Raw genomic sequence first — 14,402 nt, forward strand, 5'->3', positions numbered from 1 at the left:
AGCGTTTTATGAAACGGTTGCACGTGATCGACTCCCATACCGGCGGCGAACCCACGCGCCTGGTGCTGGACGGCTTTCCCACGCTGACAGGCAGCAGCATCGCCGAGCAACTGGAGAACCTGCGCACCGAGCACGACCTGTGGCGCCGCGCCTGCCTGCTGGAACCGCGCGGCAATGATGTACTGGTCGGCGCGCTGTACTGCGAGCCGGTCACTCCGGGTGCAACGTGCGGGGTGATCTTCTTCAACAACACCGGCTACCTCGGCATGTGTGGCCACGGCACCATCGGGCTGGTCGCCTCGTTGCACCACTTGGGGCGCATCAAGCCCGGCGTGCACAGCATCGACACGCCGGTCGGCCCTGTAACGGCCACCCTGCACGAAGACGGCGCCGTGACCCTGCGCAACGTGCCCGCCTATCGCCATCGTCACCACGTGGCGGTGGACGTGCCAGGCCATGGCGTGGTCCACGGCGACATTGCCTGGGGCGGCAACTGGTTTTTCCTGGTCTCGCAGCACGGGCAAACGCTTGAGATGGGCAACGTCGACGCCCTCACCGACTACACCTGGACGATGCTCAAGGCCTTGGAAAACCAAGGCATCCACGGCGCCGATGGCGCGCTGATCGACCATGTCGAACTGTTCGCAGACGACGCCAACGCCGACAGCCGCAACTTCGTGATGTGCCCCGGCAAAGCCTACGACCGTTCGCCGTGCGGCACCGGCACCAGCGCCAAGCTCGCGTGCCTGGCCGCCGACGGCAAGCTCGCGCCCGGCGCAATCTGGGTGCAAGCCAGCATCACCGGCAGCCAATTCGAAGGCCGCTATGAATGGGACGGCGAGCGCGTACGCCCATTTATCACCGGCCGCGCCTACATGACCGCCGACAGCACCCTGCTGATCGACGCGCACGACCCTTTCGCCTGGGGCATCTGAGCCCCGATTTTTTACTGAACGCTGCAAGGAGTTAAAACAATGAGCGACAACATTTTCACCGGTTGCATCCCCGCGCTGATGACCCCGTGCACGCATGAGCGCACGCCGGACTTTGACGCCCTGGTGGCCAAAGGGCGCGAGCTGATCGATATCGGCATGAGCGCCGTGGTGTACTGCGGTTCCATGGGTGACTGGCCGCTGCTCACCGAGGCCCAGCGCCAGGAAGGTGTGGCGCGCCTGGTGGCTGCCGGTGTGCCGACCATTGTCGGCACGGGTGCGGTGAACAGCCGTGAGGCGGTGGCGCATGCAGCGCACGCGGCCAACGTCGGTGCCTATGGGCTGATGGTGATCCCGCGCGTGCTCTCACGCGGTGCGTCGGCCACCGCGCAAAAGGCGCACTTCTCGGCCATCCTCAATGCCGCGCCAAACCTGCCGGCGGTGATCTACAACAGCCCGTATTACGGTTTTGCCACCCGCGCCGACCTGTTCTTCGAACTGCGCCGCGAACACCCTAACCTCATCGGTTTCAAGGAATTCGGCGGCGCTGCCGACCTGCGTTACGCGGCTGAAAACATCACCTCCCAGGACGATAACGTGACCCTGATGGTCGGCGTCGACACCCAGGTGGTGCACGGCTTCGTCAACTGCAACGCCACCGGCGCCATCACCGGCATCGGCAATGCGCTGCCACGCGAAGTGCTGCAACTGGTGGCCCTGAGCAAGCAAGCCGCCAAAGGTGACGCCAAGGCGCGGCGCCTGGCCCGCGAACTGGAAGCGGCGCTGGGCGTGCTGTCCTCCTTCGACGAAGGCTGCGACCTGGTGCTGTATTACAAGCATTTGATGGTGCTTAACGGTGACCAGGGTTACGCCCTGCACTTCAACGACACCGACGTGCTCAGTGATGCGCAGCGGCGTTATGCCGAGCACCAGTACGCGCTGTTCCGCCAGTGGTACGCCAACTGGTCGGCCGAACAGAACCTCGCCTGAGCCCTTGCGCGCCGCTGTACTTCTCACAGCGGCCAACCCTCATTTTTCCAGGACGACCCCATGACCCTGACGGGCAAGATGCTGATCGGTCAGCAAGCAATTTCCGGCCATCGCGAAGCGATTCGGGCCATCAATCCCGCCACCGACGCGCCACTGGAACCGGCTTACGCTGGCGGCGGTCGTGAGCATGTCGAGCAGGCGTGCGCCCTGGCATGGGCTGCGTTCGACACCTATCGCGAAACCTCGCTGGCCGAGCGCGCCGGCTTTCTGGACGTCATTGCCGACACTATCGAAGCGCTCGGCGATGAGTTGATTGAACGCGCCATGGCCGAAACGGGCCTGCCGCGCCCGCGCATCCAGGGCGAACGAGGCCGCACCTGCGCGCAGTTGCGTAGCTTTGCGCGCACCGTGCGCGCCGGTGAATGGCTGGGCGTGCGTGTCGACACCGCGCAGCCCGAGCGCCAGCCGTTGCCACGCCCAGACTTGCGTCAACGGCAGGTGCCACTGGGACCGGTGGCCGTGTTTGGCGCGAGCAATTTCCCCTTGGCGTTCTCGGTGGCGGGCGGTGATACCGCTTCGGCCCTGGCGGCCGGCTGCCCGGTGGTCGTCAAGGCACACGGTGCCCATCCCGGCACCAGCGAACTGGTCGGACGCGCGGTGGCCCAGGCGGTGAAGGCCTGTGGTTTGCCCGACGGGGTGTTTTCACTGCTTTACGGCGCGGGCACGGACATCGGCATCGCGCTGGTTACCGACCCGCGCATCAAGGCCGTGGGCTTTACCGGTTCGCGCACCGCGGGTATCGCATTGACCCAGGCGGCGCAGGCGCGGCCGGAGCCGATCCCGGTGTATGCCGAGATGAGCTCGATCAACCCGGTGTATTTGTTTCCTGCCGCGTTGCAGGCACGTGGCGAAGCATTGGCGCAGGGGTTTGTTGCGTCGTTGACTCAGGGCGCCGGGCAATTTTGTACCAACCCTGGGTTGGTGATCGCCGTCGCAGGCAGCGCACTGGATGCTTTCATCGCCAGCGCAACGCAGTTGCTGCGCGGTTGCGCGGCCCAGACCATGCTGACGCCGGGCATTTTCCGCGCGTATCAAAGCGGCGTGAGCACGCTGGCCGAACATGCCCGGATTGCAGCAACAGGTCAGGCGGCCGACGGCCCCAACCAGGGGCAGGCGCACCTGTTCGTCGCCCCGGCCCACGACTTTTTGCGCAATCAGCACCTTCAAGCAGAAGTTTTCGGCGCCGCATCGCTGGTGGTGGTGTGCGCCAGCGATGATGAAGTCCGCCAAGTCACGGAACACTTGGAAGGCCAACTGACGGCCACACTCCACTTGGACGATACGGACTTGGCACGTGCCAAAGCCTTGCTGCCGGTGCTTGAACGTAAGGCCGGGCGCCTGCTGGTCAACGGCTGGCCCACGGGTGTGGAGGTGTGTGACGCCATGGTCCACGGCGGGCCCTTCCCTGCCACCTCGGACTCACGCAGCACCTCGGTGGGCACGGCGGCGATCCTGCGGTTCTTGCGCCCGGTGTGCTACCAGGACTTCCCCGATGGTTTGTTGCCTTGCGCGCTGCAACAGGGCAACCCGTTGCAGTTAAGGCGTTTGCTCGACGGTCAGAGAGAGGCCTAGGCCATGTCCGATTCCAACACTGCAGACACCGTCGTCATCGGCGCCGGGATTATCGGCGTGGCCTGCGCGTTGCAATTGGCGCGTCAAGGCCGGCGCGTGGTGGTCATCGACCCGCAGCAGCCCGGTATGGGCGCCTCCTATGGCAATGCCGGGCACCTGGCGACCGAGCAGGTGTTTCCGATTGCCGACGTGTCGATCCTCAAGCGCCTGCCGGCGATGCTGATGGACCCCATGGGCCCGCTGCGCCTGGACTGGAAATACCTGCCGCGCGCCCTGCCCTGGTTTGCGCGCCTGCTGCTGAACCTGCGCCCGGCGCGCTACCGGCGCACGGTCGCAGGTATTCGCGCGCTGAATGAAGCCAGCCTGGCGGCCTGGCAACGCTTGTTGCAGAGCATCGACCGGCCACAGTTGTTGCGCCCAGACGGTTCCTTGCTGGTGTTTGAGCGCGCCGCGTCAGCTGAGGCGATCGATGCATTGCGCCTGCGCATGCAGCAGCAGAACGTGGCGGTGGAATTCTGGCCAGGCGAGGCGATACGCCAGGTGGCGCCGCAACTGAGCGAGGCTATCCGAGGCGGCCTGTTTTTCCCCGCCACCGGGCACTTTATTGACCCGTACACCGTGGTCTGCGCACTGGTAAGCGCCGCCCAGGCCAGTGGCGTGCAGTTTGTGCAGCAGCGCGTGCTGGATGGGCGGCTGGATGGCGCCGGTGTGTCGCTGATGACCGATCAAGGCGTCGTCACCGCGCGCCAGGTGCTGATCGCCTGCGGTGCTCATTCGGCCAGACTCACCGCGGCACTCACGGGTAAAACAGTGCCGTTGGACACCGAGCGCGGCTATCACTTGATGCTGCCAAGGGAGCAGCACCGACTGCCGTTTGCCGTCACCTCGTTTGAGCGCAAGTTCATCATGACGCCCATGAGCGATGGCTTGCGCCTGGCCGGCACCGTCGAGTTCGCAGGGCTCGAGCGCCCGGCGAATATGCAGCGTGCCTGGCAATTGCACCGACTGAGCCAAGGGTTGTTCCGTGAGGACCTGAACGCGCAGGACGCGACCGCCTGGATGGGGTTTCGCCCTTCCCTGCCCGACTCATTGCCGATCATTGATCGGCTGTGCGACGGCAAGGTGTTGCTTGCGTTCGGGCACCAGCATTTGGGCTTGACGCAGGCGGCGGTGACGGCGGAGATCGTCGCGCAACTGGCCGCCGCACACCCCTCGCTGTCCGGGCTGCCCACGCTTGCGCCCTATCGACTGGGGCGATTCTGAGCAACGCTGCCGGGTGCCGGCCTCAGTGGCCGGCCCTGGAGGCGTCCGATAAGGCATCCGCCATCTGCTGAATCTCCTCGCGCATCCATAATTTTTCCAGCCAGCCAGCCGGCGGGGATGCCTTGGACGCCATAGTAGGCGCCCGCCAACTGGCCCACGATGGCGGCCGTGGTGTCCGCATCGTCACCCAGGTTTGCAGCGGCGAGCACGGCATCGGCAAAGCTGTCGGTGTGGTGGAAGCACCAGAACGCGGCTTCCAGCGAGGCAACCGAATAGCCGGAACCGGCAATCTCGCCACGCGCCTTGTTACGGTATTCGCCGGCAGCGATAGCCAGCACTTTGGGCGCCGTCAGCGCACCGTCCGAGACGCACAACACCTCGTCTTTGGGCATGCCGCTCAAGGCCTTGCAAAGCGCCTGCGCGAGCACCACACAACACTCGATGGCCTCTGGAGCCGCGTGGGTTGTGCGTGAACTGTCGATGGCAAAGGTGCGCACACGTTGTAGGTCCGGGAAAAAGAACAACACCACAGGCGCGAGGCGCATCATCGAGCCATTGCCGGCCGAATACGGGTGTGTAGAACCGGCAAATGGGTCGCCATGCTGCTGGAAAGCCGCCAAGGCCTCGCGCACGGTCATGCCGATATCAAAGCAGTCTCCCGTGGCACTCAAATAGCCCCATTGCCACCAGTTCAGGTACCGGCCCATCTGATCCTTCGCGTCAAAGCCGCCCTTGCTCAGCAGGCTTTCGGCCAGGCACAGGGCCATCGATGTGTCGTCCGTCCACTGGCCAGGCTTCAGGCTGAACGGTCCGCCTCCGACCATGTCCGTCACGGCGGCAAATGTGCCGCGGGGCATGAACTCAACCGTGGTGCCGACCGCGTCGCCACAGGCCAGCCCAAGCAGGCTGCCACGGTAGCGGTCTGACAGTGTTATAGGCATCGGTACTCCTTGATAAAACGTCGTCCACATAGACAATCAACGCGCGCAGACTACTTGACCAGCCGCTTCTCCTTGGAGGGGCGATAGCCGAAATACGCGCTGTAACATTTGCTGAAATGGCTCGGCGAGACAAAACCGCACGCCACCAGCACGTCCACTTGGGACAGTTCGGTGTGCTGCAACAAGCGCCGCGCCTCGGTGACCCGCAGTTCCATGTAATAGCGCTGCGGCGTGGTGCCCAGTTGTTCCTTGAACAGCCGCTCCAGCTGACGGCGTGAACGACCGGCGTAGACGGCCAACTGGTCGAGTTCCAGCGGTTCTTCAAGGTTGGCGTCCATCAGCTTTACCACCTCACGCAGCGGCGCACTGACGCAGACATTTTCCGTGGGTTTGATGCGTCGGTAACGCGACTCCTCGAACGCCAGAATGTCTTCAATGCCCTCGACCAGCGCCTTGCCGTGCAGGGCCTTGATCCAGTCCAGGGCCATGTGAAACGCGCCTGAGGGGCTGGAGGCCGTCAGGCGGTCACGGTCGATCACATAGGGCTCGCTGGTCACTTGGGCGGCCTTGGAGACCTCCGCCAGCGCCGGGCGATGTTCCGGGTGGATGGCGCAGCGATAGCCCTGCAGCAGGCCGGCGCGGCCGAGAAACCAGGCGCCGTTCCACAATCCGGCAAGGGCGACAGCCTGTTCGGCGGCGCTGCGTAACAGCTGGCTGAATTCGTCATCGGCCTTGAGTTCGGTACGAAAGCCGCCGCACACCACCAACAGGTCCAACTGCGGCAATGCCGACACGTCCAGGCGCGCATTGGGACGGATCACCAGGCCCAGGTCGCTGATCACCTCGCCGTCGCCGCAACCAAACGTACGGGTGGCAAACAGTTCGGGACGCAGCAGGTTGGCGGTGATCAGCGTGTCGAGGGTCTGGGTGAATGCGGGCAGGGAGAAGTGTTCGAGCAGCAGGAAGCCCACACGGGTAACCGGCGGCCGCTGCTGGGGGGAGTCATTCAGGTAGCGCAGGTTCTTGCCTTGCATGCCACCGCTGAATTGGCGTCTTTCCATCGAGGGTTGGCCCACGCTTATTGTTGATGCAGTGGGCGCTATCTTAGGGGCAAATGCAGGCGCTGTCCCTCGGCATTCCCCAGGCGTGGTGCCTGAGCAAGCGGTTGCCCCGACGGCGCTGTTGAACGCCAGCCGCGTGCCTGATCTTTAGAAACCCGCCCGCCTTCCAGGCCTGCTGCCGGGCAGGCGCGGGGCCATCTGATACGGTTTTTTCTTTGCTATCTGCGTCTGTATCGAAAATGCCTCGAGGCGGACAATGGCGCCAACCCGACATTCCTGTCGTCCCCTTCCCTTCGGAGGCCTTATGACCAAGATGGCACTTTTCCTGTTCGGCTTTTTGGTGTTGACCATCGGCATCGGCTTGCTGGCGACCATCTCGCCCGTGTGAGTGCGTCACCGTCTCGAACTTTATCAACTCGCAAAGAGCATCGGGTACAGCGACACCACCAGCAGCCCGGCCATCGACACGTTGAACAGACGCAACCAACGCGGTTCACGCAGCACAGTGCGCAGGCCAGTGCCGCAAACCACCCAGACACACACGCTGGGCAAGTTGACCACCGCAAACACCAGGGCAATCACCAGCACGTTGGTCACATAGCCCTCGGCCGGCGTGTAGGTGGTGATCGCCCCCAACGCCATGATCCACGCCTTGGGATTGACCCATTGAAACGCCGCCGCCCCGAGGAAGGTCATGGGTTTGCTGTGTTCGTTGTCGCTCTCGGACATGCCGCCGGAGGTTGCAATCTTCCACGCCAGGTACAACAAGTAAGCCGCGCCCACATACCGCAACAGGGTGTAGGCCCACGGAAATACCTTGAACACTTCGCCCAGACCGAGCCCCACCGAAATCACCAACAGCATAAAGCCGATGCTGATTCCCAACGCGTGGGGCATCGACCGGCGAAACCCGAAGTTCACGCCCGAGGCCAGCAGCATCGTGTTGTTGGGGCCGGGTGTGATCGAGGACACGAAGGCAAACAGCACGAAGGCTGAGAGCAGGCTGGTAGACATGAACATGGCGCGGCATCCAGACGGCGGTGGTATGCCTGCGACAGTAATCGGTTGCGGCCCTGGCTGCCCCGTACAGCTAGGGTCGGATCGAGGAATACACTTTGGCGTTGTCGAGAAACTCGCGGGGGATAGGTCCACCAGACCCACACGGCCACGCTGGCAAGTACGCCGATGATCACAAGCATCAAGGTTCTCCGGCAGTGGCGAGTGGAGTGCTTTCACTGACCGGTATAGTTGCTCACGCTGCTTGAATCTGCGCTGAACGCATCAAAAAAGGCCAAGCCATGAGTGTCGGCACAGCGCCGTGGTTGAGTTGCGGGTATTGAGTGACACTGACCGCCGGTCAGGCAGAAAACGGTCCCCACTGAAGCGCCGGGAACCGTTTTGGGCGTGGCTGACAACCTGCGGCCTCAGTTCTGCGGCCGTTGTTTGGTCGAGTCCAGTTCGGCTTTTTTAGCGGTGGAAATTTCAGTGATCTGCGCAGACTTGGCGATGGCCATGTCAAACGTGTCCTGCATGGTGGCGATAGCATCGGTCGCCGTGCCCTTCAGCCCGCCATTGGCTGCCCAGTCGAAGTTCCACACGCCGGACAGATTGTCGGCGCCGGCCACGTCGTGGGTTTCGATGGCGGTGAATACATCCGGGTGTTTTTCCATGTACTTGGCAGCGTCGGAAACGTTCGCTGGCACCTTGCCTGAGGCATTGCTGGCCAGTTGCGACAGCTCCTGCTTGGTGATGGCCGACTTGCCCGTCTGGCGCATGTAATCGGCAACGACCTTGCTGGACTTGGCAATGTTCAACTTGTCGTCGAAAGACGACGGCGAGGACTTTGGCGTGTTCGACCCGCCAGACGCGGGCGTTACGGTAGTAGACATCGGCGCTGCTCCCTCAATGGAACGAATGAAATCGTCGTGCTGACGATACCCCGATGCGGACGTTAGCATGGGCAAAGGGCCATTCCCCATGCTTCACAACATTTCACAACGGCTGGCCGATTTTCGCAGCATCTGGGCACAGGTCATCCGCAAAAAAGCGCGGCGGCAGACCACTCGTACAGCACGTGTCGACACTGCGCAGAACCCCAATCGCCGCCGCCCTTGATGCTGCGTTCAGCCCTGACGCACATACGCAAACATGTGCGGCACGTAGTCCGCTTTGCCCAGCGGCACGCCGTTATGGCGCAGGATGTTGTAGGCGGTCATCAGGTGAAAATAGAACTGCGGCGTGGCCCAATTGACGGCGTATTCGTTGCCGGTCATCTGGAAGGCGATACCACCGGGGAGTTCGATGGCGATGGATTCATCCGCCCGACGCTCAATCACGCTGCGATCAGCGCCGGCGAGCACTGCCAGCATTTGGTCGATCAGTGCGAGCGCCTCAGCCATCGAGGTCGGCGCCTGCAGCGTTGACAGCGGATGCCCGCTTAGCCGGTCGACCGCCTCGCGCGCCTGGTGCAGGCGTAGCGAACCTGGGTCGCCAGGGGGTGCATGTCGGGTGCCAGGCGTGAATCGAGAAGAACTTGCGGGTCGAAAGCCAGCGCTGCAGCGTGAGCCTCACCTTTGGCGAGCAGGTCTTTGAGCGCGTTCAGCATCTGGGCGAAGCAGGGAATGGTAACCGTATAGAGCGACATCGTTGCGTCCTTGTCTGGGGTTGAACATCACATCACGTAGCGATCACGCCGCGTTGCTTGACCAGGCCTTCGAGGGTAAACCGGGCCTGCATCAGCACCACGTCGCGCACCAGTTCCATTTCCTTCTGGTTGACTTCGGCCCACTTCAACGCCTCAAGCAGCTTGGGTTTTTGCACCCGGAATGCCAGGCCCTGGGTGAACAATGCCATCGAGTGAATCACGGTGCGCTCGTCCTCCACTGCAAAACCGGCCAGGCGCGCGATCAGTTGGCGGATAACCCGGCCAATGCGCGCCTTGAAGCGATCCTCAAAGGCGGTTGTCGCGCTTTCTGGACACAGGCCGGCCTGGTGGCGGTCAAGAAACGCACGCCAGGCGGTGGTTTGCGGGCTGTCCTGGATGGTGGAAACCACCGTACCGAGGATGCCCAGCGACACGTCGATCAAGGTTTTATCGTCTGAGGCCTGATCAGCCAACGCGCATTCGGCGGCCTCCACGCACGGCGCCATCTTGCGCCACAGCAGCGTGATCAAGTGCTCGACACACTCCAGATAGATGCCTTCCTTGCCGTCAAAATAGTACTGAATCGCCGGCGCGTTGACGCCCGCGGCCGTGGCGATGTCGCGGGTCGACGCGCCGTCGTAGCCGCGCTCGCCAAAGACCACGACCGCCGCGTCGACAATACGCGCGCGGGTTTCTTCGCCACGCTGATAACCACCCTCGGCGGCAGGTTTATGTCGTGCCATGTGCAGCTCCTTTCGAATACCGGACCAAAATATACCAGTTGACAAAAATTCGCGAAAAATAGAATTTATTCCATCTGTTATAAATCTGGAGTGACCCGATGTCCGCTGCACCTCCCTCGCCTCAGGTCATTCCTGAAGACACCGTCAACCGTCAACGCGGCAAGGCTCGACGGATACTGCTGACCATCGCCACCGTCGCACTTTTGGGTGCTGTGGGTTGGGCTGCCTGGTGGTGGCTCACCGGACGTTTCATCCAGACTACCGACGACGCCTACCTGCAAGCCGACAGCATCAGTGTGGCGCCCAAAATCAATGGCTACGTGGCCCAAGTGCTGGTCAGCGACAACCAGGACGTAAAGCGCGGCGATGTGCTGGTGCGCCTGGATGCGCGCAAATACCAGGCCGTCAGCGACGAAGCCTCGGCAACCATTGCCGCGCGCACGGCCGACTACGCCAAGGCCAAGGCCGACCTGGTGCAGCAGGACTCGACCATTGCCGAAGCCCGCGCGCAGTTGCAAGGCGCCGAGGCCGATGCAAAACACGCACAGACCGAAGTCGCGCGCTACGCCCCGCTGGCGCGTTCAGGTGCCGAGCCGGAAGAGCGCCTGGCGCAGCTGAATAACCAATTGGCCCAGGCCCGCAGCACCGTGGCGGCCAAACAGGCCGCCTTGCGCTCCAGTCAGACCCGCTATGGCACGCTTGAAGCACAACTCAAACAAGCCCAGGCGCAACTCGGCGTGGCCAAGGCCAGCGAGGCGCAGAGCCAGCTGGACGTGGATGACGCAGTGATTCGCAGCCCGCTGGACGGGCGCGTGGCCGACCGCGGCGTGCGTGTTGGTCAGTACGTGCAGCCGGGCACTCGCTTGCTGACAGTGGTACCGATCAGCGCGATTTATTTGACCGCCAACTACAAGGAAACCCAGATCGGCGACATGCGTCCCGGCCAATCCGTCAGCGTGCACGTGGACGCGCTGCCAGGGCTTGATCTGCAAGGCCATATCGACAGTCTGTCCCCAGGCACCGGCGCGCAGTTCGCGCTGTTGCCACCGTCGAATGCCACAGGCAACTTCACCAAAATCGTGCAACGCGTACCAGTGCGCATCTCGCTGGACATACCCGATGAGGTGCGCGCGGCGTTGATGCCTGGCCTGTCGGCAACCGTTGACGTCGACACCCGCACCCATGCCGCGGACGCCAATCATGGCTGAAGCGCTGATGGCCGAGGCCGCAGAAAAACCGCGCAACGCCTCGCTGACCGACTGGATCGCCGTGGCTGCCGGCGCACTCGGCGCCTTGCTGGCGACGCTGGACGTGTCGATCACCAACTCGGCGCTGCCACAGATTCAAGGGCAAATCGGCGCGACCGGCACCGAAGGCACGTGGATCGCCACGGGCTATCTGATGTCGGAAATCGTCATGATCCCCCTCGCCGCCTGGCTGACCCGGGTGTTCGGCCTGCGCCGGTTCCTGATCGGCACGGCCTTGATGTTCACTGCGTTTTCGATGTTCTGTGGCCTGTCCTCAAGCCTCGGCGCCATGATCGCCGGGCGCATCGGCCAGGGGTTCGCCGGCGGCGCGATGATTCCCACCGCGCAAACCATCGTGCGCACGCGCCTGCCGCCGCACCAGCTGGCCATCGGCACCACGATGTTTGGCATGACCGTGATCCTCGGCCCCTTGCTCGGCCCGGTCATCGGCGGCTGGCTCACGGAAAACATCAACTGGCGCTGGTGCTTCTTTCTCAATCTGCCCATCAGCATCGCCCTGATCACCCTGCTGATCACCGGCCTGCCAAGCGAGCGCATGAACCTGCAACGCTTCATCAGTGCCGACTGGCTGGGCATCCTCGGCCTGGCCATGGGCCTGAGTTCGCTGACGGTGGTGCTTGAAGAAGGCCAGCGTGAGCATTGGTTCGACTCGCTGCTGATCACGTGGCTGAGCATCGCCACGGTGATCGGCTTTTTCCTGATTGCGGTCGGGCAGTTGCGCTCGAGTACGCCGATCGTGCGACTGCAACTGGTGCTGAACAAGAGCTTTGGCAGCGTGCTGTTGATCGGTACCGCCGTGGGCGCCGGGATTTATGGCACGGCGTATCTGGTGCCGCAGTTCCTGGGCATCCTCTCGGGCTACAACGCGCAGCAGTCCGGCGCGATCATGTTGCTGTCGGGCATACCGGCGTTTTTGCTGATGCCCATTTTGCCGCGCATGCTCGGCCGCTATGACCTGCGCTGGATGGTCGGTGCCGGCCTGTTGCTGTATTGGGCCAGCTGCTTTGTCGACACCCAACTCACCACCGAGAGTGTCGGGCACGACTTTGTTTGGTCGCAGTTGTTGCGTGGTTTTGGGCAGATTCTGGTGATGATGCCGCTCAGCCAACTGTCGATGCGTTCGGTCGAGACCCGTGACGCCGGGGACGCCGCCGGGCTTTACAACATGTCGCGCAACCTGGGCGGCACCATCGGCCTGGCCCTGCTCGGCGTGCTGATGGACCGGCGCAGCCATTTTCATGACGACAGGCTGCGCGAAGGCATCCAGGCCAACAGCCAGTTGGCGCAGGACCACATGACCAGCCACACCGCCAGCTACCTCGCGCAAACCGGCGATGCATCGACGGCGCAGGTGCAGGCGTTCGCACAACTGGCCAATGACATTGCGCAACAAGCCTCGGTGATGGCCTACAACGACTCGTTTTATGTACTAGGCCTCGCGATGCTGGCGTGCCTGCCCCTGATCTTCATCCTGAAAAAGCGCACGGTACAACGATGATTCCTCGCACCCTTCCCCTCTTGCTGACTGTCGGCCTGTTGTCGGCTTGCACCGTCGGCCCGGACTACCACGGTGCCCCCGACGTCGCGGCAAAAACCCTGGCGGCCGGGCACCTGCCGCACGCTGACAGCGCATCGGCAAGCGCTCCCGGTGTCGCGCAGTGGTGGCGAACCCTGGGCGACGCGCAACTGAACCAGCTGGTGGAGCAAGCCCTGCAAAACAGCCCGGACATTGCCACGGCCCAGGCGCGCCTCAAGCAGTCCCGCGCAGGCCTCAGCGGCGCGCAAGCCAACGCGATGCCCAAGGTCACCGGGGATGCCGCGCTGCTCAAACTGCGCTCCCCGGACACCTCCGCGCTGGGTGGCAACAATGGCGGTGGCCGCGGCCCGTTGAGCCTGTACCTCGCCGGTTTCGATGCCAGCTGGGAGGCCGACCTGTTTGGCGGCACACGCCGTGCAGTCGAAGCCGCCCAGGCAGAGGCCGACGCCTCCCAAGCCCAGTTGGCTGACGCCCAAGTGCAATTGGCTGCGGAAATAGTGCAGGCCTACACCGACCTGCGCGACCAGCAAGCACGCCTGGCATTGGTCGACGCCAGCGTCGGCATCGAAAACCAGGCCCTGGACCTCACCCAGCAACGGCGCGAGCGCGGCGTGGCCTCGCAACTGCAACTGGAGCAGGTACTGACACAGGCCCAAAACACCCAGGCCCAACGCCTGCCGCTGCAAGCCGCCATCGTCGAATCGCTCGACCAGCTGGGCCTGCTCTGCGGCCTGGAACCCGGCGAGCTGGACAGCCAACTGGCCACCGCGCGGCCGCTGCCCGCTATCCCGGAGGCGGTGCCGGTCGCCGACCCGGCCGCACTCTTGAAGGCACGCCCGGACATCCGCATCGCCGAACGCAAACTGGCATCGAGCAATGCCCAGATTGGCGAGAAGACCGCAGACTGGTTTCCCAAACTGAGCTTGATGGGCGACCTGTCGTTCTCGGCCGGTGACCCTGGGCACCTTGCACGCAAGGACAACGGCACCTGGTTGATCCTGCCTCGGATCACCTGGAACGCGCTGGATTTCGGCCGTGTTGCCGCCAGCGTCAAAGGGGCAGAGGCTGGACGTGACGAGGCCCTGGCCAACTATAAAAGCGTGGTGTTGAGTGCCTTGCGCGATGCCGACGTGGCATTGGCCCGGTATGGGCACCAGCGCCAGAACGTGCTGCTGTTGCGCACGGTGGAATCTTCCGCAGTGCGTGCAGCCGACCTGACGCGTCAGCGTTACCGTGCAGGTACCGCGAGTACGCTGGATTGGCTGGATGCGGAGCGCACGCGCTATCAGGCACAAGAAAGCCGGATCTCCGCGGACGCAGAGCTACTGAAGGATTTTGCGTCGCTGCACAAGGCACTGGGGCTGGGATGGACACGGTGAGCAGGCGATTGG

Annotated in this window: 12 protein-coding genes and 1 pseudogene; 7 read left to right on the forward strand and 6 right to left on the reverse strand. The window is 63.5% G+C overall.

Going from position 1 to position 14,402, the window contains the following annotated elements; all coding sequences use genetic code 11:
- Positions 1-8 precede the first annotated feature (8 nt).
- Genes ABWL43_RS14970 through ABWL43_RS14985 form a run of 4 tightly spaced genes read left to right on the forward strand, consistent with a single transcriptional unit; the run spans position 9 to position 4,817 of the window.
- Positions 9-935, forward strand: coding sequence for a 4-hydroxyproline epimerase (locus ABWL43_RS14970; protein ID WP_404482952.1), 927 nt, complete (start codon positions 9-11; stop codon positions 933-935).
- A 39-nt stretch (positions 936-974) separates the two neighbouring features.
- On the forward strand, positions 975-1,922 hold the full coding sequence (locus ABWL43_RS14975) for a dihydrodipicolinate synthase family protein (protein WP_404482953.1): 948 nt from the start codon (positions 975-977) through the stop codon (positions 1,920-1,922).
- Between the two features lie 60 nt (positions 1,923-1,982).
- Entirely contained in the window at positions 1,983-3,554 is a 1,572-nt protein-coding gene (locus tag ABWL43_RS14980; RefSeq protein WP_404482954.1) for an aldehyde dehydrogenase (NADP(+)), read from the forward strand.
- Between the two features lie 3 nt (positions 3,555-3,557).
- Positions 3,558-4,817, forward strand: coding sequence for an NAD(P)/FAD-dependent oxidoreductase (locus tag ABWL43_RS14985; RefSeq protein ID WP_404482955.1), 1,260 nt, complete (start codon positions 3,558-3,560; stop codon positions 4,815-4,817).
- On the opposite strand, the gene ABWL43_RS14990 is transcribed toward ABWL43_RS14985, so the two are convergent.
- The 6 genes and pseudogenes from ABWL43_RS14990 to ABWL43_RS15015 form a co-directional block, all read right to left on the reverse strand.
- Positions 4,796-5,758 carry an ADP-ribosylglycohydrolase family protein gene (locus ABWL43_RS14990; protein ID WP_404482956.1) on the reverse strand — a complete coding sequence of 321 codons (963 nt, stop codon included), beginning with the start codon at positions 5,756-5,758 and terminating at the stop codon, positions 4,796-4,798. The genes ABWL43_RS14985 and ABWL43_RS14990 overlap by 22 nt on opposite strands.
- A gap of 50 nt (positions 5,759-5,808) precedes the next feature.
- Positions 5,809-6,792 (reverse strand): GlxA family transcriptional regulator, encoded by a 984-nt coding sequence (locus ABWL43_RS14995; RefSeq protein WP_404488419.1) that lies wholly within the window; start codon positions 6,790-6,792, stop codon positions 5,809-5,811.
- 438 nt (positions 6,793-7,230) lie between these two features.
- A complete protein-coding gene (locus ABWL43_RS15000) occupies positions 7,231-7,839 on the reverse strand; it encodes a LysE family translocator (protein WP_404482957.1) in 609 nt (202 codons plus the stop codon).
- 404 nt (positions 7,840-8,243) lie between these two features.
- Entirely contained in the window at positions 8,244-8,708 is a 465-nt protein-coding gene (locus tag ABWL43_RS15005; RefSeq protein ID WP_369302970.1) for a hypothetical protein, read from the reverse strand.
- Positions 8,709-8,942: 234 nt separating this feature from the next.
- Positions 8,943-9,463, reverse strand: a pseudogene (locus ABWL43_RS15010) (DUF1993 family protein).
- Between the two features lie 32 nt (positions 9,464-9,495).
- Positions 9,496-10,206, reverse strand: coding sequence for a CerR family C-terminal domain-containing protein (locus ABWL43_RS15015; protein WP_369302946.1), 711 nt, complete (start codon positions 10,204-10,206; stop codon positions 9,496-9,498).
- Positions 10,207-10,304: 98 nt separating this feature from the next.
- On the opposite strand from ABWL43_RS15015, the gene ABWL43_RS15020 reads away from it, so the two are divergent.
- Genes ABWL43_RS15020 through ABWL43_RS15030 form a run of 3 tightly spaced genes read left to right on the forward strand, consistent with a single transcriptional unit; the run spans position 10,305 to position 14,390 of the window.
- The gene (locus tag ABWL43_RS15020; RefSeq protein ID WP_404482958.1) at positions 10,305-11,414 is read left to right on the forward strand and encodes an HlyD family secretion protein; all 1,110 of its coding nucleotides are present in this window, start codon (positions 10,305-10,307) and stop codon (positions 11,412-11,414) included.
- On the forward strand, positions 11,407-12,972 hold the full coding sequence (locus tag ABWL43_RS15025; protein WP_404482959.1) for a DHA2 family efflux MFS transporter permease subunit: 1,566 nt from the start codon (positions 11,407-11,409) through the stop codon (positions 12,970-12,972). The genes ABWL43_RS15020 and ABWL43_RS15025 overlap by 8 nt, the downstream gene beginning before the upstream one ends.
- The gene (locus tag ABWL43_RS15030) at positions 12,969-14,390 is read left to right on the forward strand and encodes an efflux transporter outer membrane subunit (RefSeq protein ID WP_404482960.1); all 1,422 of its coding nucleotides are present in this window, start codon (positions 12,969-12,971) and stop codon (positions 14,388-14,390) included. Before ABWL43_RS15025 ends, ABWL43_RS15030 begins: the two co-directional genes overlap by 4 nt.
- Positions 14,391-14,402: the final 12 nt, after the last annotated feature.

The organism is Pseudomonas sp. HT11, assembly GCF_044875395.1.
GTDB lineage: Bacteria > Pseudomonadota > Gammaproteobacteria > Pseudomonadales > Pseudomonadaceae > Aquipseudomonas.

Excerpts from the sequence above, each read along its gene's own strand:
- ABWL43_RS14985 (WP_404482955.1), top strand. The coding sequence starts at position 3,558 with ATGTCCGATTCCAACACTGCAGACACCGTCGTCATCGGCGCCGGGATT.
- ABWL43_RS15020 (WP_404482958.1), top strand. The coding sequence starts at position 10,305 with ATGTCCGCTGCACCTCCCTCGCCTCAGGTCATTCCTGAAGACACCGTC.
- ABWL43_RS15030 (WP_404482960.1), top strand. The coding sequence starts at position 12,969 with ATGATTCCTCGCACCCTTCCCCTCTTGCTGACTGTCGGCCTGTTGTCG.
- ABWL43_RS15000 (WP_404482957.1), bottom strand. The coding sequence starts at position 7,839 with ATGTTCATGTCTACCAGCCTGCTCTCAGCCTTCGTGCTGTTTGCCTTC.
- ABWL43_RS14975 (WP_404482953.1), top strand. The coding sequence starts at position 975 with ATGAGCGACAACATTTTCACCGGTTGCATCCCCGCGCTGATGACCCCG.
- ABWL43_RS14980 (WP_404482954.1), top strand. The coding sequence starts at position 1,983 with ATGACCCTGACGGGCAAGATGCTGATCGGTCAGCAAGCAATTTCCGGC.
- ABWL43_RS15005 (WP_369302970.1), bottom strand. The coding sequence starts at position 8,708 with ATGTCTACTACCGTAACGCCCGCGTCTGGCGGGTCGAACACGCCAAAG.
- ABWL43_RS14995 (WP_404488419.1), bottom strand. The coding sequence starts at position 6,792 with ATGCAAGGCAAGAACCTGCGCTACCTGAATGACTCCCCCCAGCAGCGG.
- ABWL43_RS15015 (WP_369302946.1), bottom strand. The coding sequence starts at position 10,206 with ATGGCACGACATAAACCTGCCGCCGAGGGTGGTTATCAGCGTGGCGAA.
- ABWL43_RS14990 (WP_404482956.1), bottom strand. The coding sequence starts at position 5,758 with ATGCCTATAACACTGTCAGACCGCTACCGTGGCAGCCTGCTTGGGCTG.
- ABWL43_RS15025 (WP_404482959.1), top strand. The coding sequence starts at position 11,407 with ATGGCTGAAGCGCTGATGGCCGAGGCCGCAGAAAAACCGCGCAACGCC.
- ABWL43_RS14970 (WP_404482952.1), top strand. The coding sequence starts at position 9 with ATGAAACGGTTGCACGTGATCGACTCCCATACCGGCGGCGAACCCACG.